The sequence below is a fragment of the Pseudarthrobacter sp. NamE2 genome (assembly GCF_005796205.1).
GTDB lineage: Bacteria > Actinomycetota > Actinomycetes > Actinomycetales > Micrococcaceae > Arthrobacter.
The window spans coordinates 34,815-53,132 of record NZ_VAHN01000005.1; the positions used below are offsets into that span (position 1 = coordinate 34,815).

The 18,318-nt window shown below is 60.7% G+C and carries 15 protein-coding genes; 10 read left to right on the forward strand and 5 right to left on the reverse strand.

Annotated elements, in window-relative coordinates:
* Nucleotides 1-298 precede the first annotated feature (298 nt).
* Together FDW83_RS07765 and FDW83_RS07770 are read left to right on the forward strand one after the other, a co-directional pair.
* Nucleotides 299-1,441, forward strand: coding sequence for a ThuA domain-containing protein (locus FDW83_RS07765; protein WP_171027489.1), 1,143 nt, complete (start codon nt 299-301; stop codon nt 1,439-1,441).
* A 199-nt stretch (nt 1,442-1,640) separates the two neighbouring features.
* Complete coding sequence (locus tag FDW83_RS07770; protein WP_138137185.1) at nt 1,641-2,258, forward strand: hypothetical protein; 618 nt, start codon at nt 1,641-1,643, stop codon at nt 2,256-2,258.
* Nucleotides 2,259-2,336: 78 nt separating this feature from the next.
* Here FDW83_RS07770 and FDW83_RS07775 read toward each other — a convergent pair whose 3' ends face one another.
* The 5 genes from FDW83_RS07775 to dnaA all read right to left on the reverse strand — a co-directional run bounded on the left by FDW83_RS07775 (nt 2,337) and on the right by dnaA (nt 8,198).
* Nucleotides 2,337-2,897: a DUF721 domain-containing protein gene (locus FDW83_RS07775; protein ID WP_138137187.1), complete on the reverse strand. Its 561-nt coding sequence runs from the start codon at nt 2,895-2,897 to the stop codon at nt 2,337-2,339.
* The gene (recF, locus tag FDW83_RS07780; protein WP_138137189.1) at nt 2,881-4,089 is read right to left on the reverse strand and encodes a DNA replication/repair protein RecF; all 1,209 of its coding nucleotides are present in this window, start codon (nt 4,087-4,089) and stop codon (nt 2,881-2,883) included. The genes FDW83_RS07775 and recF overlap by 17 nt, the downstream gene beginning before the upstream one ends.
* A 45-nt stretch (nt 4,090-4,134) precedes the next feature.
* Entirely contained in the window at nt 4,135-5,019 is an 885-nt protein-coding gene (gene gnd / locus FDW83_RS07785) for a phosphogluconate dehydrogenase (NAD(+)-dependent, decarboxylating) (protein WP_240720895.1), read from the reverse strand.
* 94 nt (nt 5,020-5,113) lie between these two features.
* Nucleotides 5,114-6,238: a DNA polymerase III subunit beta gene (gene dnaN, locus FDW83_RS07790; RefSeq protein WP_138137192.1), complete on the reverse strand. Its 1,125-nt coding sequence runs from the start codon at nt 6,236-6,238 to the stop codon at nt 5,114-5,116.
* 538 nt (nt 6,239-6,776) lie between these two features.
* Nucleotides 6,777-8,198 carry a chromosomal replication initiator protein DnaA gene (gene dnaA / locus FDW83_RS07795; RefSeq protein WP_138137194.1) on the reverse strand — a complete coding sequence of 474 codons (1,422 nt, stop codon included), beginning with the start codon at nt 8,196-8,198 and terminating at the stop codon, nt 6,777-6,779.
* A gap of 466 nt (nt 8,199-8,664) precedes the next feature.
* On the opposite strand from dnaA, the gene rpmH reads away from it, so the two are divergent.
* The 8 genes from rpmH (at nt 8,665) to FDW83_RS07835 (ending at nt 14,356) form a co-directional block, all read left to right on the forward strand.
* Entirely contained in the window at nt 8,665-8,802 is a 138-nt protein-coding gene (rpmH, locus tag FDW83_RS07800; protein ID WP_003800212.1) for a 50S ribosomal protein L34, read from the forward strand.
* Nucleotides 8,803-8,842: 40 nt separating this feature from the next.
* Complete coding sequence (rnpA, locus tag FDW83_RS07805) at nt 8,843-9,253, forward strand: ribonuclease P protein component (RefSeq protein ID WP_138137196.1); 411 nt, start codon at nt 8,843-8,845, stop codon at nt 9,251-9,253.
* Nucleotides 9,246-9,638, forward strand: coding sequence for a membrane protein insertion efficiency factor YidD (gene yidD, locus FDW83_RS07810; RefSeq protein ID WP_171027490.1), 393 nt, complete (start codon nt 9,246-9,248; stop codon nt 9,636-9,638). Before rnpA ends, yidD begins: the two co-directional genes overlap by 8 nt.
* Before the next feature lie 15 nt (nt 9,639-9,653).
* Nucleotides 9,654-10,622 carry a membrane protein insertase YidC gene (gene yidC / locus FDW83_RS07815; protein ID WP_138137200.1) on the forward strand — a complete coding sequence of 323 codons (969 nt, stop codon included), beginning with the start codon at nt 9,654-9,656 and terminating at the stop codon, nt 10,620-10,622.
* Entirely contained in the window at nt 10,622-11,188 is a 567-nt protein-coding gene (locus FDW83_RS07820; RefSeq protein WP_138137202.1) for a R3H domain-containing nucleic acid-binding protein, read from the forward strand. Before yidC ends, FDW83_RS07820 begins: the two co-directional genes overlap by 1 nt.
* A gap of 22 nt (nt 11,189-11,210) precedes the next feature.
* Entirely contained in the window at nt 11,211-11,861 is a 651-nt protein-coding gene (rsmG, locus tag FDW83_RS07825) for a 16S rRNA (guanine(527)-N(7))-methyltransferase RsmG (protein ID WP_138137204.1), read from the forward strand.
* A gap of 89 nt (nt 11,862-11,950) precedes the next feature.
* On the forward strand, nt 11,951-13,015 hold the full coding sequence (locus tag FDW83_RS07830; RefSeq protein WP_305014623.1) for a ParA family protein: 1,065 nt from the start codon (nt 11,951-11,953) through the stop codon (nt 13,013-13,015).
* Nucleotides 13,016-13,078: 63 nt separating this feature from the next.
* A complete protein-coding gene (locus FDW83_RS07835; RefSeq protein WP_138137208.1) occupies nt 13,079-14,356 on the forward strand; it encodes a ParB/RepB/Spo0J family partition protein in 1,278 nt (425 codons plus the stop codon).
* Nucleotides 14,357-18,318 lie beyond the last annotated feature (3,962 nt).

Below are 18,318 nucleotides of genomic sequence, written 5' to 3' on the forward strand. Positions count from 1 at the left end.
GGAACCAGAACACCGCCGGAAAACGCTAAAAAACCACAGATATGTCGATGTGCCACTATAAGTGGCTATCTTGACGGTCTAAGTGGGTGACCACTAATGACGGGGTTCCAATTTATTTCGAAAGAAAATGTCATTTAAAACGATAGAAATCGCCATCTTTCCTGTGTTTACTGAAGAAGGGGTGGAACACCAATCCTTTTACGGCTGGAACCGGCGAGGTTGTGACCGCGAATAGCCCCCGGACTCCGGTGCCCGTCCGTCCGCAATGAGCCGGGACACCGCCTACAAGAGGAGCGCAATGAAGCGAAACATCAGTAAGGCAACTCTCGGGCTGATTGGGACGGCACTCGTTGTTCCGGCCCTCGCCATCACTCCTGCACAGGCCAATCCCGTTTCCGAACGGGCCGAGGTGGCGCAGGACTATGACGTACTCGTGGTTGGGAAGACCACGGGCTTCCGCCACAGCAGCATCGATGAGGCGACCACGGCAATCATCGCCCTGGGCGAGGCAAACGGGTTCGACGTCGATGTCTGGGACCCGCCTACCTCGGCCAGGAATCAGGGGCAGCCCGAACGGACTCTACCGACCACGCCTTTCACCACTGCCTCAGACCTTGCCAAGTACGAAACGATAGTCTTCGTTTCCACCGTCGACGGCACCAACAACCTGGATCCTGCCAAGCCGACGCTGCTTAATCAGGGCGAGCTTGCCGCTTTCCAGGGCTACATCCGCGCTGGTGGCGGGTTTGCCGGAGTCCATGCAGCCACGGATTCCATGCACACTATTCCCTGGTACAGCGAACTCACCGGCGGCGGTGCCCGCTTTGTCAGCCATCCTGAGCAACAACTTGCCGTCCAGGTCGTCGAAGACGGAACCCATCCTTCGACCGGGCATCTGGGAGAGACGTGGACGCGGTTTGATGAGTGGTACAACTTCACGCAAAGCCCCCGCGATTCCGTTCGCGTCCTCACCAGCCTTGACGAAACAACCTATAAGGCCCGCGGCGGCGCCATGGGCGCAGACCACCCCCTGTCCTGGTGCCACAATTTTGAGGGCGCCCGCTCCTGGTACACCGGCGGAGGTCATACGGAAGCATCGTATGCTGATCCGGATTTCCTTAAGCACCTGTTGGGCGGCATCGCATGGTCTGCCGGCGCAGTAAGCGGTGGCGGGAACTGTGTCACCTGGGCCGAGGTTGACGCGCTGACGTCAGAGCTGCTTGCCGAAAATGGAATCTCAATGAAGGCAGCCGATCAGCTCACTAAGCAGCTGGACAAAGCCCAGGAGCTCGCGGACGCCGGCCTGCATGCCGATTCCGCAGACAAACTAAACGCAGCCGTGGCTCAGGTCCGCGCCCACATCGACAACAATTCCAAAGCTTATGAATTGCTGCTCGGCAAGGTGCGCGATCTGCAAACCTGGCAGAGCGAACTGCAGTGACCAGGGCGCCTGCCAGGCTGGCCGCCAAGCTACGGGCCGGCTTGGCAGGCGCCACGGCTGCAGAACACCTGTCTCCCGCCGCACAGCCACTGATGCGTGCAGAAATTCTCAACACCCATGGGCCCGCAAAAGGTAGTCGATCCTCTTGAACCGTTATTCCCGTCTTTCCCGCAAAACACGAATTCTGACCGTAGCGGCCATGGCGGCAGTCCTCATCGCAGTGACCGGCGCACTGGTTTCGGGGCGCACCGGGCTGACCCATGATGCTCCCGACACCACTTCGATCGAAGCAGTTGCGGACAAGCTCGCAGAAGGCCAGGCCCGGGAGCGGACTGCTATCAACGCGGACCTGGCTGCCGCAGCCGAGGAGGCGCAGGAACATCTGGCCGGCGTTTTGCGGGGCCTCGCTTCCGCCGTTCCGGTGGATACCGGCAAGAGTGCACAGCCGGCACGCAGTGGCGACGTGGATCAGTGGAACGAGGGCCTGGCACTCGCGGCCTCCGCGCTGGAAGCAGTTCCGGAAGGCACAAGTGAGCAGACGGTGACGCGGGCAGCATTCCTCGGTGCGGCAAACCTGCTCCAGTCGGCGGCCGCGAGCTACCACCATCTTCTCGATGCACCCGCTGACCAACACGGGCTGCTAACTGCCGCCGTGGCGGATCAACGGGAAGCTGCGGTACACCTCTGGCAGGCCGGAGCAGCACAACTGGATACCCTTACTGTTGAAGCGGGCGGAGAGCATATCCACGTGTTCCTCGCGCCCGACGGCGATCCCGCTGCTGTCCCGCAGGAGTTCCAGGAGCCGGAAAGCCACTAACCAGGCATCCACAATTCCGTCCGTGGTGACGCGCAAGGGACGCATTCTCCGCGCATACTTGAGCGTCCGGCGGCGGCTTTACCCGTAGGTGTCGCGGGGGCCGCGGCCGTTTACGGCACGCCCTCCCTTGCGCCAGCTGGGAGCCGCGGGACCAAGCACCTGGATGCTGGTGACCACTCCGTCCCCCAGTTCCACGCGGAACTTTTCCAGCAGGCTGTTGCTCAGCAGCCTGAGCTGCGTGGCCCAGGCTGTTGAATCGCAGCGGACGTGCAGGGTGGTATCCGTGAAGCTTTCGGGGGTGCAGTGGGCGGAGATGTCGGGCCCCACGAGCGCAGCCCACTCGGCCATCACGGATCCGACTGCCACCGGTGAAGTCCAGCCCCGTTCCGCTATCAGCCTGCCCACTACTTTGCCCAGGCCCAGCGGATCGCGGCCGCTGGAGTGAAACTGGCTGAAGCCGCGGGTGTCCCGGATTCCGCCCCTGTTTTTTTGGGCCCCCGGGCGTGCCGGCTTCCTGCGGATCTCGCCGCGCGCGGCTGCAGCTTCACGCATCCTGTTCAGCGCGGCCGCCGGGGCGTCGATACGGTCGGGGTCCCGGCCGGGCTGCAGGCCGCCGCCTTGGTCATTCTCCCTGCTCATCAATACCTCCCGGGATGACTTTCACCCGCCGGCCGGACAACTCCTCCGGGATATCGGCGTCGACGGCGGCGGTCACCAGGACCTGTTCCGCGCCGGAAACTATCGCCGCCAGTTTACGCCTGCGCTGCACATCCAGTTCGGCGAAAACGTCGTCCAGGATCAGGATGGGGGCTGAGCCGCCGGTACGTGTGTCGTCCAACATCACGTAGTAGGAGGCAAGGCGCAGGGACAGGCACATGGACCATGTCTCCCCGTGCGAGGCGTAGCCTTTGGCGGGCGCCTGGCCCAGGACAAGCTCGACGTCGTCGCGGTGCGGACCCACAAGTGAGATGCCCCGTTCCAGTTCCTTTTTGCGGGCGGCGGCAAAAGCCCGCACGTAACGCTCGGTGAGCTGCTCAACGGAAAGCAAACGCAGGTCCTCCATGCCCGCAGGACCCGGCACTCCGGCGGGAGACGCTCCTGGCAGGGGGACGCCGTCGTCGTCCATCTGGTTCTGAAGGGTGGAACGGTAGGTGGCGTCAGCAGGCTTCGATGCGTCGGTGAGCCCGGCATACGCCCGGGCCAGATGCGGCCGCAGGCGTTCCACAAGTTCCAGCCGCGCGTGCAGCAGCTCGGCGCCTGCCCGCGCCATGTGCTGGTCCCATACCTCGAGGGTCGCCTCGTGTCCCGCCGTGAACTTGCCGCCCCGGGCCGACTTGAGCAGGGCGTTGCGCTGTTTCAATACCCGGTCGTAGTCACTGCGGGTGGCGGCGTGGTGCGGTACAAGGCTGGCCAGCAGCTCGTCCAAGAACCGCCGGCGGTTTGACGGATCGCCCTTCACCAGGGCCAGGTCCTCGGGGGCGAAAAGGACCGTCTGCAGGATTCCCAGCAGGTCACGCGCCCGCACCGGGTTACTCCGGTTGATCCGGCCCCGGTTGGCCCGGGTGGCATTGATTTCCAGTTCCAGGACAGTTGTTTGGCCGCCCCGGACCAGCCGCGCCCTGACGAGGGCGCGGTCCGTGCCGAACCGCAGGAGCGGGGCATCCGAACTGACCCGGTGGGAACTTAGCGTGGCCAGGTACCCGATCGCTTCCATCAGGTTGGTTTTGCCGATGCCGTTGCAGCCCACCAGGACGGTCACCCCGGGACCAAGGGCAAGGTCCACCTGGGCGTAGCTGCGGAAGTCGGTCAGGGAGAGATGTTCCAGATACACGCGGGTTTCGGCAATTCTGGGGACGGCAGCGGTCCCCGGTGGGTGCTACTTGGCGGGACGGGTTGCGTGGCCGCCGAACTGGTGCCGGAGGGCTGACACCATCTTCATGGCCGGCGAGCTGTCCTCACGGGACTCGAAGCGGGCGAACAGTGCGGCAGTAATGGCAGGAGCAGGAATCGCATTGGCGATCGCTTCCTCCACAGTCCAGCGTCCTTCACCTGAATCCTCGACGTAGTCGTCGATATTCTGCAGGCCGGGGTCTTCCTCCAGCGCCTTGACCAGCAGGTCCAGCAGCCACGAACGGACAACCGTGCCCTTTTGCCAGGCGCGGAAGGTGCCGGGGAGGTCGCTGATGATGTCCTTGGCAGCGAGCAGCTGGTAGCCCTCGGCGTAGGCCTGCATCAGCCCGTACTCGATGCCGTTGTGGACCATCTTGGCGTAGTGCCCGGCCCCGATGCCTCCCACGTGCACGAAACTGTCCGCCCGTTCACCTTCCGGGCGCAGTGCATCGAAGACCGGCAATGCGCGCTCGATGTCGGACGCATCGCCGCCGGCCATCAGGCCATAGCCGTTCTGCAGGCCCCACACACCGCCGGACACGCCGCAGTCAACGAACCGGATGCCCTTGGCTGCAAGGAGTTCCCCGTGCTTCTGGTCTTCGGTGAAGCGTGAGTTTCCGCCGTCGATGACCAGGTCGCCCTGGTCCAGCTTGCCGGCAAGTTCGGTGATCACCGTGTCGGTTACAGGACCGGCCGGAACCATCACCCAGATGAGCCGGGGTGCGGAAACGGCGGCCAGCAGTTCGTCCACTGAAGCGACGTCGGTGACATCCGGGTTGCGGTCGTAGCCGATAACTTCAACGCCGCCCTTGCGCAGCCGCTCGCGCATGTTGAATCCCATTTTGCCAAGGCCGATCAGTCCAATGTGCACGATGGAACTCTTTTCTGCGCGGGAACGGGTGGGGTTGCCCGACTGGGTAGCAGCAACTGTCGTTTTGGCGGCCCAAAACGACAGTTGGCGCGACCTAGTTGGGGAGGCGGACCGGCATCACGAGGTAGCGGTAGTCATCCTGGTCCTCGCCGTCGGCTTCGGCCTGGGCGGTGATCATTGCCGGTTTGGGGGCCGAGGTGAAGGAGAAACGGACGAACCTGGTTTCGATCACGCTTAGCCCCTCCACGAGGTAATGCGGGTTGAAGGCCACCGTGATGTCATCGCCGGAAAGCTGGGCTTCGAGTTCCTCGGATGCCTGGGCATCCTCACCGGTCCCGGCATCCAGGTTCAGCAGGCCGTCCGTGAAGGCGAGGCGTACGGGCGTGTTCCGTTCGGCGACGAGGGATACACGACGGACCGCTTCCACCAGTTCCTGGGTCTGCACCGTGGCATGGATGGGGGTGGATTCCGGGAAAAGCGAGCGGATCTTGGGGTAGTCGCCGTCCACCAGCAGCGAGGTGGTGGTCCGTCCTCCGCTTTCGAAGCCGATCAGGCGGCTGTCGTCGTTCGAAAGGGCGAGGTTGATGTCACCGCTGTTGCCCAGGGTTTTGGCAACTTCGTTGAGGGTCTTGGCCTTGACCAGGGCGCTGGTGGAAAGGCCCGGCGTGACCGGCTTCCAGGGCACTTCCCGCATGGCCAGGCGGTAGCGGTCTGTTGCCAGGAGGGTGATCAGGTCATCTTCGATCTCCATCCGGACGCCGGTGAGGATGGGGAGGGTGTCGTCTTTGCTGGCGGCGATGGTCACCTGGGAAACAGCCTGCGCGAAGGCATCCCCGGGTACCGTGCCGCTGATGGCCGGCAGTGCGGGCAGCGGCGGGTACTCGGCTTCAGGCATGGTGGCCAGGTGGAAGCTGCTTCGGCGGCAGGTGAGGGTCACCTTGTTGCCGTCGGTTTCGACGTCGACGGGTGCCGAAGGAAGGCTGCGGCAGATATCTGCCAGCAGGCGGCCCGAGACCAGGATGGTGCCTTCATCACGGATGTCGGCGGCGATCTCAAGGCGCGCAGACGTTTCGTAGTCGAAGCTCGACAGGCTGACGGTTCCCGCTTCGGCCCTCAACAGCAAACCGGACAGGACCGGAACGGGCGGCCGCGGAGACAAGGACCGGGCTGTCCAGGTGACGGCTTCTGCCAGGACGTCCCGATCAACTCTGAACTTCACGGAAGGGTGCCGCCTTTCATTGCTTCTGTGTGTGCGTTCCAGGATGCTGCTGGAGGAACCCCGGAAAGAGGATGCTTCATCTCCGGCAGGTGCATGGTTCACGCAGACGAAAACCACAGGCCACACCGGGGATGGGAGCGCTGCTGACAGCTTAGCCGCAACCGCGGGGATTAACCCATCCCCCAATACCTCCACCAGGCCCCTGCGGGCCGGCCGGCCCTGTTTGTGGTTCCCGGGACAGGTCTTGTTGTTTGAGGGACTTCAATTTTTTGGGATTCGTAGTGTTAATAACTGCTGTGGAAACTGTGGATAACCCTTGTTTGCCGTGCGGATCCGCGGTTAAGCCCTGTTCACGGTGTGTGCGTTTCCTGGGTTTTAAACAGGGTGTGGATGGGGACAACCGAAAGCTGCACTTTTAACGATCCACAGACGCCTTAAGGGTTTTAAGCCCATCAGCCGCGCTTGTCCCCTTAAGTATCCACAGGCTTATCCACATGCCCCTGTTAATAAGGTATAGAGTGCGCGCTGCGATGTGGATTCAGGAGGCGCGCTGCTGCTGCTTGATCCGGTTGGTCAGCTCCGTCACTTGGTTGTAAATCACACGCCGCTCCGCCATCAGCTCACGGATCTTGCGGTCAGCGTGGATGACGGTGGTGTGGTCGCGGCCGCCGAGCTCCTGTCCGATCTTGGGCAGCGACATGTCCGTCAGCTCCCGGCACAGGTACATGGCGATCTGGCGGGCAGTCACCAAGGTACGGGTCCGGGACTTGCTGCAGAGCTCTTCCATGCTGAGCTTGAAGTAGTCGGCGGTCTGCTGGAGAATCTGGGCCGACGTGATTTCCTGCGCCCCGTCGTCCGTAATGAGGTCCTTGAGGACCATCTCCGCCAGGGCAACATCCACGGGCTGCCGGTTCAGGCTCGCAAAGGCCGTAACGCGGATCAGCGCGCCTTCAAGTTCACGGATGTTGCTCGAAATCTTCGAGGCAATGTACTCAAGCGCATCATCCGGTGCCGAGAGGCCTTCGCTGAGGGCCTTCTTTCGGAGGATGGCGATGCGGGTTTCCAGTTCAGGCGGCTGGATGTCCGTGAGCAGGCCCCATTCGAAGCGCGACTTCATCCGGTCCTCGAACCCGGCCAGCAGCTTGGGCGGCTGGTCAGAGGTGATGACCACCTGCTTGTTGTTGTTGTGCAGCGAATTGAAGGTGTGGAAGAACTCCTCGAGTGTCCTGTCCTTGCCTGCCAGGAACTGGATGTCATCGATGAGCAGCACATCGACGTTCCGGTACGTGGTCTTGAAGCTGGCGCCTTCGTCATCCCGGATGGAGTTGATGAAGTCGTTGGTGAATTCTTCAGAGTTGACGTACCGGACGCGGATTCCGCTGTAGAGGCGGCGGGCATAGTGGCCGATTGCATGCAGCAGATGCGTTTTGCCCAGCCCGGAGTCGCCGTAGATGAACAGCGGGTTGTATGCCTTTGCGGGAGCTTCCGCCACCGCCACGGCAGCCGCATGTGCGAACCGGTTGGAAGATCCGATTACGAAGGTGTCGAAGACGTACTTGGGGTTCAGCCGGCCGAACTCGTGCGAAGTGCTCGGCAGCATGGGCTGCGGCTTCTGCTCAACCAGCTGGTCCGGAGCAAAGGACGGCTCGACGGCGGGTTCCGGCTCCTCGTGCACAGGCACCAGGTCGGTGTCGACGTCGATGGCGCACCTGATGTCCTCGGAAAAGACATTGTGCAGTGCGTCGTCGAGGGCCTCCTTGACCTGGGTCTGAAGCACTTCACGGGTCAGTTCGTTGGGGACGGCCACCAGGAGGGTGGATCCGATCAGGCCCTGGGCCTGGGCGAGGATGACAAAGCCACGCTGCCGCGGGGAAACGCGGTGGTCCTGTTCCAGCAGGCTGAGAACCCTGCGCCAGGAACTTCCGACAGTATTGGCGTGGTTGGCTTCGTCTACTGTCATCAATGGGTTCCCTCAAAACTTGCTGTGCCTGCAACGCCTGCAGCCCAAGTCCGGAACCAGGGTGCTGGCCCAGCATAATCCACAGGGTTATTCACATCCCGTGGATAATCGGCTACTGAGCCACTCTAGGGGATGAAAAGCCTAGAAGACAGCTGGCCTCCGGCTTGTGGATAATTACACGGTTGTGGTTCTTAAAGCGGCCCTGTGAGCCACTTCATCCACAGGCTGCAAGGGCAGGTTAGGAACAACTGGGGATAGCCTGTGAAGGCGCCGCCGGTTTGACTCAGGGGCTGAAATTGCCTAACGTTGTGAAGTCCTTTGTGTCCGCTTTTTGGTCCCATCCGACCCTCCCAGGCGCTTCGCGTCAGGGCAGCCGGGAAAGCGTGCACACACAAAACTTAGCGTCGGCCAGTTCTTCCCCATACTGATCGGGTGGGCGCACCTTTGATCCACTGGAGTAACTAACGTGAGCAAGCGGACTTTTCAGCCGAATAACCGCCGTCGGGCCAAGAAGCACGGCTTCCGCCTTCGTATGCGTACCCGTGCCGGCCGCGCCATCCTGGCTGCCCGCCGTGGCAAGGGCCGCACCGAACTGTCGGCTTAATTACCTGACTTATCGGTAGACATCCCATTGCGAGTTTAAGGTGCTGGCCGCCCGCAACCGCTTGAGGACTGCAGCCGATTTTTCAACAACCGTACGTTCCGGTGTCCGCAATGGGCGCCGGAACGTAGTGTTATATGCGGCAGCTATAGCTGCCGACGAACCCAGCCGGATCGGGTTCATCGTTTCCAAGAGTGTAGGGAACGCTGTGGTCAGGAACCTCGTTAAGCGGAGACTGAGGGAAGCAGGTGCTGCATCGCTGCGCGAACACGGCACCGGTTTCGCCATAGTAGTCCGGGCGCTTCCCGCGTCCGCTTCAGCCAGTTGGGACCAGCTTCTGAACGACTACAACGCTGCACTGGAATCGACGCTCGCCCGGCTGGCCGGCCGCCTGTCAAAGGCAGCCGCGAACCGTTCGGCCGGTACAACACAGGAGGGGACACCGCGTGCGTAACGCCACCGCCGTCGTCGCCCGTCTCCGTCCCGTTGCCGCCGCCCTCGGAATGTTCCTGTGGAACCTGCCCCGGAACGTCCTTATCCTGTTGCTGAAGGCTTACCGCAAGGTGGTATCGCCCCTGTACGGGCAGGTCTGCCGATTTTTCCCTTCATGCTCGGCCTATGCCCTTGAAGCGGTCACTGTCCATGGCGCCGTCAAGGGGAGCTGGCTCGCGGTCCGGCGCCTCGGCCGCTGCCATCCATGGAACGCCGGCGGCGTGGACCACGTCCCCGCCGGAAACCGGGAATGGCCGGAGAGCCAGACCCCCACGATTGTTGTGCTGAACAACCCGGACAAGTACCTGGCTGCTCGGACTAATGGAGAAGGCCGCAGCGCGGCCTGACGAATAGGGATAAGTATGGACTTCTTCGAAACAATCATGTTTCCGTTCAAATGGCTTGTGTCCATCATCATGGTGGGCTTCCATGAGGGCCTGACCGCCATCGGCATGCCCGATGCGTCGGGCTGGACCTGGACGCTGTCCATCATCGGGCTGGTGCTGGTGATCCGCGCCGCCCTTATTCCTGTGTTCGTCAAGCAGATTAAGGCACAGCGCGGCATGCAGCTCCTGCAGCCGGACCTGAAGAAGCTGCAGGACAAGTACAAGGGCAAGACCGACCAGCTGTCCCGCCAGGCCATGGCCCAGGAACAGATGGCCATGTATAAGAAGCACGGCACCAACCCGTTCTCCGCCTGCCTGCCCATGCTGATCCAGATGCCGTTCTTCTTCGCGCTGTTCACGGTGCTTTCGGGCATCTCGGGGGCCCGTGACAAGGGCGAGGGCATCGGTGCGATGAGCCATGACCAGGTTGTCCAGTTCGACGATTCCACCATTTTCGGGGCACCGCTGAACGCCACACTGCTGCACGGCGGCGGCGGTGAGAACCAGGTAATGGTCGCAGTGCTTTCGATCCTGATGATCCTTGCCATGACTGCCTCGCAATTCATCACGCAGAAGCAGATTATGGCCAAGAACATGTCCGAAGAGGCCATGGCCAGCCCGTTCATGCGGCAGCAGAAGATGATGCTCTACATCCTCCCCATCGTGTTCGGTGTGGGCGGCATCAACTTCCCCATCGGCGTCCTGATCTACTGGACCACCACCAACCTTTGGACCATGGGCCAGCAGTTCTTCGTTATCCGCCGCATGCCGACGCCGGGATCGCCTGCTGCGAAGGCCCTCGCCGAACGCCGTGCCGCCAAGGGCCTTCCCGCCCTGCCGATCCTGAGCGGCAAGAAGGAAGCTGAGGAGGCTGCGGCAACCGTCCCCGCCGAACCCAAGGGCCAGCGTGTCCAGCCACAGCGCAAGAACAGGAAGAAGAAGTAATGTCAGCCGAGAGCACCGAACACGCACTTTCCGAGGACATGATGGACGACCAGGACGAGTCCGTGAACGATGAGGCTTCCTCTCCGCGGGTGTCAGCTGTCAGCCGGCTCGAAGAAGAAGGTGATATCGCGGCCGACTATCTGGAGGAACTGCTGGATATCGCCGACATCGACGGCGACATCGACATCGAGGTACGCAACGGCCGCACCTACATTTCGATCGTGGCTGACGAGGAAGCCGATGGGCTGGAGAGCCTGGTCGGCGAGGACGGCGAAGTCCTCGAGGCCCTGCAGGAACTGACGCGGCTCGCCGTGTTGTCCGCCACGGAAAACCGGTCACGGCTGGTGCTGGATATTAACGGATACCGGCAGGAGCGTACCGGCCACCTGCAGAAGATTGCAGAGGACGCCGCGGCAACCGTGAAGGAAACCGGGAAGCCCGTTGCGCTGGAACCGATGAGCGCCTATGAGCGGAAGATTGTCCATGACGCCGTTGCCGACCTGGGGCTCGTCAGTGAGTCCGAAGGCGAAGGCAACGGGCGCCATATTGTCGTATCCGCCGACTAGAGAATTGCTGGCCCCGCTAACAATGGTTGACATCACGGCAGCTGAACTCCGGGCGGCTGAGAAGATTTTTGGTGACAGGCTGGACCTGGCCAAACGGTACGTTGAACACCTCGCCACGTCGGGAACGGAACGGGGCCTGATCGGGCCGCGCGAGATTCCCCGGCTGTGGAGCAGGCATGTCCTAAACTGTGCCGTCATCGAAAGCGAGATTCCGGAGGGCAGCCATGTTGCCGACGTCGGCAGCGGTGCAGGCCTGCCCGGTCTTTGCCTTGCGATAGCACGCCCGGATCTTGAGCTCACCCTCATCGAGCCCTTGGAGCGCAGGGTGATCTGGCTCCAGGAGGTCGTGGACGATCTCGGGCTGGACAATGTGACGGTGATGCGGAGCCGCGCGGAGGCAGCGGTGGGCCAGGTAAATGCCGATGTGGTGACTGCCCGCGCGGTATCCGCGCTGAGCAACCTGGCCGGGCTGACTATTCCGCTGCTTGCGGGGCACGGTGAGGTGGTGGCGATCAAGGGCCAAAGTGCGGCTGAGGAGATCGAAAAGGCCGCCAAGGCCATCCGTAGACTCGGTGGTGTGGAAACTTCCGTACTCACTGTGGGTGATGGCCTCCTTGAGGAGCCCACAACGGTAGTTCGCATCGTCGTTAACAAGTCCCAAAAGAACCCCTAGTCCTGGCCCGGCAGCCGATGTCTGCCGGGTCCAGCAGTTAGGCTAGTCAACGGCAGCAAAATTGGCTGAACGAGAGTGAGTGTGCCCCAGTGACCAGTAGTGAAGCCTCCGCACAACGGATACCGCCGTTCGTGTCATTGGGGTCAGCACGTTCTGTCGCTGGTCCGGGCATGGCCCCCGGCAGAGGTGGCAATCACCCCCGATCGGTTGCCAGCGCCAACGCTGCGGTCGTTTCACGTGAAACAACCCCTGCGGGGCGGTCCAACATTATTGATGCGATAGACGATTCGAGTCCCATCGCCCGGGAGTTGGCCCATGAAACCAAGCGCAGGGAGCGCCTTATGGGACGCAAGTTGCCCCGGCCGGAGAAGACCCGCATCTTCACGGTTTCCAACCAGAAGGGTGGCGTGGGAAAGACCACCACCACCGTGAACATCGCTGCAGCCCTGGCCGCAGCGGGCCTCAACGTCCTGGTCATCGACATCGACCCGCAGGGCAATGCTTCCACCGCCTTGGGCATTGAGCACCATGCCGATGTGGACAGCATCTACGATGTTCTCATCAACGATGTTGCACTGGCAGATGTAGTAGCCCAGTGCCCCGACATCGAGAAGCTTATTTGCGCCCCGGCCACCATCCACCTTGCAGGTGCCGAAATTGAACTCGTTTCGCTGGTTGCCCGGGAGCAAAGGCTCCGTCGCGCCATCGACGTGTACGCCAAGACACGGGTAAAGAACGGCGAGGAGCGGCTCGACTATATCTTCATCGACTGCCCGCCGAGTCTGGGCCTGCTGACAGTTAATGCCTTCTGTGCAGCGAACGAGGTGCTCATTCCTATCCAGTGTGAGTACTACGCTCTCGAAGGCCTCAGCCAGCTGCTGAAGAACATCGAGATGATCCAGAAACACCTCAATGATGAACTGGTCGTTTCCACGATCCTATTGACGATGTACGACGGCCGCACAAATCTTGCTGCGCAGGTGGCTGCAGAGGTCCGAACTCACTTTCCCGAGCAGGTACTGTCTGCTGTCGTCCCGCGTTCGGTCCGCATCTCCGAGGCACCAAGCTACCAGCAGACTGTTATGACCTATGACCCATCCTCCAGTGGAGCTCTGTCCTATCTGGAAGCCGCTGCCGAAATAGCAGAACGCTAGAATCTTCAAACTGCAACGACCGGCGCCGGAAGTGCCTGGTTCTACCACTGGAGGGATTTATCCATGAGCGAGAAGCGACGGGGCCTAGGCCGCGGTCTTGGCGCGCTGATTCCAAGTTCCGCCGCAACCAGCGGGCAGGCGAATGCGGCTGCCGCATCCAGGCCTGTCGATCTCTTCTTTCCCGAGGGCCGCAAGAAGTCCGATGATTCGAATGGCAAGGTGCCCGGCTCGGTCGAGTCTGTCGCCGAAAAGCTGATCGCGCCCCGGACGCCCGGGTCAGCCGGCAAACGTGCTGGAACGAAAGAGCCGGATTCAGAACGTTCCGAAGGTACTGAATCTGCTTCCGCCAGGAAGAGTGCATCTGCTGCCTCACGCTCGGCCTCAAAGAGTGGAAAGCCAGAGGAGTCCGTGGAGGAACCGGTAACCGTTGCGCCGGGCTCTTCCGTTGACCAGGCCGGGGATGTGGCAAGGGAGTCTGTTGAGGCGTTTGTTGGAACAGACACCGGAATGGAACTGGTAGAAGTGCCTGGAGCGCGCTTTGCTGAAATTCCGGTTGCTGACATTCATCCCAATCGCAAGCAGCCGCGTACCGTCTTCGATGAAGACGACATGGCGGAGCTTGTCCATTCTGTCCGCGAAATCGGCGTCCTGCAGCCAATTGTTGTCCGTAAGTCAACTGAAGCCGGTAGTGAGCCCTACGAGCTTGTCATGGGCGAGCGGCGCTGGCGTGCTGTTCAAGCGGCGGGACTCGAAACGATCCCTGCGATAATCCGGGACACCACCGACGACGATCTCCTCCGCGATGCATTGTTGGAAAACCTGCACCGCAGCCAGCTCAACCCGCTGGAAGAGGCGGCTGCCTACCAGCAGCTGTTGGAGGATTTTGGTACCACGCACGAGCAACTGGCGGACCGCATTGGAAGATCCCGCCCGCAGGTCTCAAACACGCTGCGCCTGCTGAAGCTTCCGCCGCTGGTACAGCGTCGTGTTGCTGCCGGGGTTCTTTCCGCCGGCCACGCCCGTGCTCTGCTGTCCTTGCCCGATCCTGCCGCCATGGAGCGCATTGCACAGAAGATCGTGGCGGAGGGCATGTCGGTGCGTGCAACCGAAGAAGCAGTAGCCCTGTACCAGGACCCCGCCAAGCCTGCCAAGAACAACATTCCTCGACCCGGTGCCCGGCATGAGCGACTCGATTACCTGGCGTCATCGTTGTCGGACCGTTTGGATACGAACGTAAAAATCTCACTTGGCGTCCGTAAGGGCAAAGTCAGTATCGAATTCGCCAGCGTAGAGGACTTGAACCGCATTATGGACGTTTTGGCTCCAGGGTCCACCAATTAGTTCTCTCTTGATAAAAGGCCCGATTCTTATGGATCGGGCCTTTTTGGTCTTCGCCAGCACAGGACGTTGAACCGAGATGGCGCTTCATCACCGCGGAATCATCAGGGGAAAGTGGGAGGCAGTGGGCCCAGTGTCATGCCCCTGATACGCCACGGTTTGGTTAGTCGGCGGTAGCTGCACCTAACCGCTAGCAGCTCTCGGCGAGTTGCTTAGCTTGCCGCAAAAGCGAACTTCCGGTTTCCATCTGCGCTCGTTGATCGGCCACCGGGAATGAACTTGCCAAGTTCGAACAGCGGACGCATCCCCTACTGGTCCTGCAAACAACGTTTCACGTGAAACGTACCTGCCTAACGACTGCCGGGGCGACGCCAGTCCTCTTTGCGCGTCAGGAGTTGAGCGTTCGTGAACTACTCGTCGTCGCGGATTTCAAGTGCTGGACCGGGGTGTAGACGCCCGGATCGAAGCGTACGCGGTACAAAGCAGCGCAGCCTGTGCCGGGTTGGGAGTATGCAGTATCCCGCTCCTGCGATACCGGGCGGCTTGAATTAGGGGGTGACGCTTGGCATGGGCAGTGCGCGTAAGTCTTCACCAACCATAATGCCGATTCTGCAGCTGCCTCAACGTTTGACCGTCGGCGGCGGCACAAAAATGGCGGGGGTGCTATTACTGCATTGCCGTCTTACTGCGCCGGCCCGTGTTTGGACTAGAAACGCTTACAACTCAGGTCAGTACCGTGACTTCGACAACGCCTTGACTATAGCGGCCAGTTTCACGTGAAACAGTGGCGGCTATGAGAATCTTCCGTGCAGCAAGCGAAGACAATAACATACCCAGGCAACTGCCGAGTGCGGTTAGAAGGTCGCTCGCTTCATGGTTCAAACGCCGGATAGTGGTGATACGCGCAGTTCATGGCATTAGGTTTCAATTCATCTCGATATGCGATGGACTGCGTGGGGGTAGCGCGAATCACGTGAGACTTTTGCAATCCACGCTGGTACGTATGTTCAAGAGCTCCGAGGGTAGAGCGCAGATTGCCAAGAAGCAACAAATCCGTACAGTGTGGGGCACGTTATGGCGCACAGTGCTCGCTGCCACTTACGAGCTCCTCCTTGGCATGTGCTGGAGGCACCCGGCGAGATGCCAAAAATCAGAATCGGACCGGACTTCTTGGCCGACGCGCTTGAACCCCATACCTGAGGTACACCGGCTTCCCTGGCAAGCGCAGACAGCATGGTACGTGCTTCTGTGACACAGTGCTTCTTCTGGAGATAGTGGCAGAAGCATCATTCTCGTGCTGATGAAGCTGTAGCAGCGAACTGATGATCGGCCCAGGCTGTCATACCCCAACGTCGCTGCTGAGAGGAGAGGGGGCCACGGAAAAGGTGCAGCGAGTCTTCTTCGCTAACCTGTCGAGTGCGCGGACATACAGGAGATAGGCGCCACGAGCACGCGAGCCTGATGTCATCAGCGAACCCCGTATCGCGAGAACGTATCCATGCATCACCTCGTACTGCCGGGGTCGTGTGGTGCGTGTGTTAGCTTCCCTGAAACAACATGGAGTGCAGAGTCAAGGACTCCTACACTTCGTTCCTAGTTCCTTTCATCTTTTCTATGTCGTATCGCGCTCGGTTAGTTGGGCTTGGCTGCATCCGTGAATGGGTATAGCCAAACTGGTATACGAAGGCAGGAGTGCTTGCGTGAGCCTACGCGCACTTCCGCCAGTGCGTCGAGGGGCTCGGATTACCGGCAAGATACCTGTGGACTATTCAGTGGAAAACGCTGTGGATAACATTGGGGATGAAAGAGTGGAACGCGCCCGCAGTCCATTTCATTGCTGTTAGGACGTAGTGTTCAACCAACATCTTCCGGGCAGTTCGTAGCGCCGGCAGTGAGAACGGTGCTGACGTTTCACGTGAAACGTGCGGCCCGAATGGCTTTCACTGATCGGATTTCGCGCGAGCTGACGAGTAGTAAACCTAAACGGGCCGTTTTCGCGGCCTACGGCGCACGATGCTTGCGGCACCTATCTCTCGGTATGGCGTCTTGAATGGAGCGACCGCCCAAGATTGGAATGCAACTACGCGAGGCACGCAGGTCATGGGCTTCGCGCTTTGGCCAACGGAAGGTTCCACCAATTCCGGGACGATGTGGATAACTATGTGCATATCGAGGACTAGGGACTGTGGATATCCTGTGTATAAACCCTCCGACAGTTTGTACACGACCAGAGCATCGTGGAGCGAATCATTCGCAAACCGCCGGCACGTGCACCCCCACTTTCGGGCAAGACACATGCCCGAGGCACCCGAGGTACAGAACGGACGCGCGTACTCGGAAGCACGCAAAGTCGGCAGCTGATCTCCGCGTGAAAAGTACCTTTATGCTCATGCCGTCAGGCGTACCTGCAGAGAAGGTCTGCACCACACGACGATTGTTCTGTCCACGGCGTCCTGGAATATGTGTCCGTGTCTGCGAGCTGCAGGTCTGGTCCCCTAGACATGGGTCCCGAACCTCACGCGCATGTTCTTACCTACTGATGCCAAAGCACCATCAGTCCCTACACCTGAACCCAGGAACGGTCAGGCGGTAGCTGGGACGGCATCCCGCCTTAATCATGTGGCCAATGCTCAGGCCGAGTCAAGCGTAGGGTAGAGGTTCAAGCTGGAGCCTAACTGCCCGCGGCGACGATCGGACGTCGTGCAACCGACCTCCGTCCGGACCGTTCCCCGATCACTTGCTTGAGGTCTGACTTCCCGTCTTTACATGTCATACGCAACGGCCCTTTCGCGCCTTGTAGTTCTCTAACGTTCGCGCCGCTGTGCAACGGCGACCAACTGTACCTTCGTCCGCGAAAGCTGCGCTGTGCCCATGTCCCCAGTCATCGCCGTACCCGCATCAGGGGCGTACTGGCAACAGGGTCCCGGCTGGTTCTTTATTGTTGTACAGTCCTGTCTTAGAACATAAGTGATGAGGTAGCGTCACGCTCCTCGGCGTCTGCTGCTGTCGAGTCAGGGAATCTCCCTCGCAGTCCAAGAGTCTGTTCCACGTGAAACAGTTTCACGAGCGGTAAGCAGCCGATGCAGTAGATGACTATGACCCATCTGCCCACGACTCACCGGAATCGGGCTTCTCGGCACAGCTACCCGGCTCGGAAGCTGGGAGGCATATACGGTGGTGAACTCGGCCGTGCGGTGTCATGCCGCGGAACCGCAGATGGGCCCAAAGGCTAGTGGCGGTTTGCAGCGGTATCTCCAGGGCGATCGCTCCTCTGAGACACTGGGTTGGTGAACATCAGGTTTGTCTTGTGTCGGGTCTTGGTGCAACCTTTTGTGCAGGCGCCCGCCTTGACCGGAAGTTAGTGGCGTAGCGCAGCCTTCGGGATGCATTGAGGAGAACCACCCGGTGCAATGAGCCGCTGCGCTCCGAGAGGATATTCAATCATCGTTTTGGTGTGCTTCGACTATCCGCTCTACTTGCGCGGCAAGGATGTCGGCCCCTTGCGGCAACCGTGCGCTCAAGTACGTCACTACTGAAGGTACAGATCAAGGTGCCGGCCATGCAGATCCAAGCAGGCACTGGGGTGGAGTGACGTTCTGCCCGCCTCCTGATACCGACAGGCGACAACCGGTCCCTTTTGGGATACTGCAGTCGCAACGCCAGCACCAGGCGGACGAGTGAGATTGTATAAGTGCAACATCTTGTTGTGGGTATTTAGGCAAAATGTGCGTGTTTCGTGAGTTCCTCTCCCACTCCTGGCTGGATTCGCCAATCGGAACCGATGCTGCTTAGCGTGGACTTACCTTTTGTGTTGTCACCCATTTTGGGCAGAAGTAGCTGATTGCCCTTCTACGGCGCACGACGCAGTGACTCAGATAAGAGGAACTGTTCACTCTGCTAGTTTTGATACCGGCCTGTGCGAAGTTCGGGAGGTCATTCCTCTTGACGGCACAATCCGCTGTTTT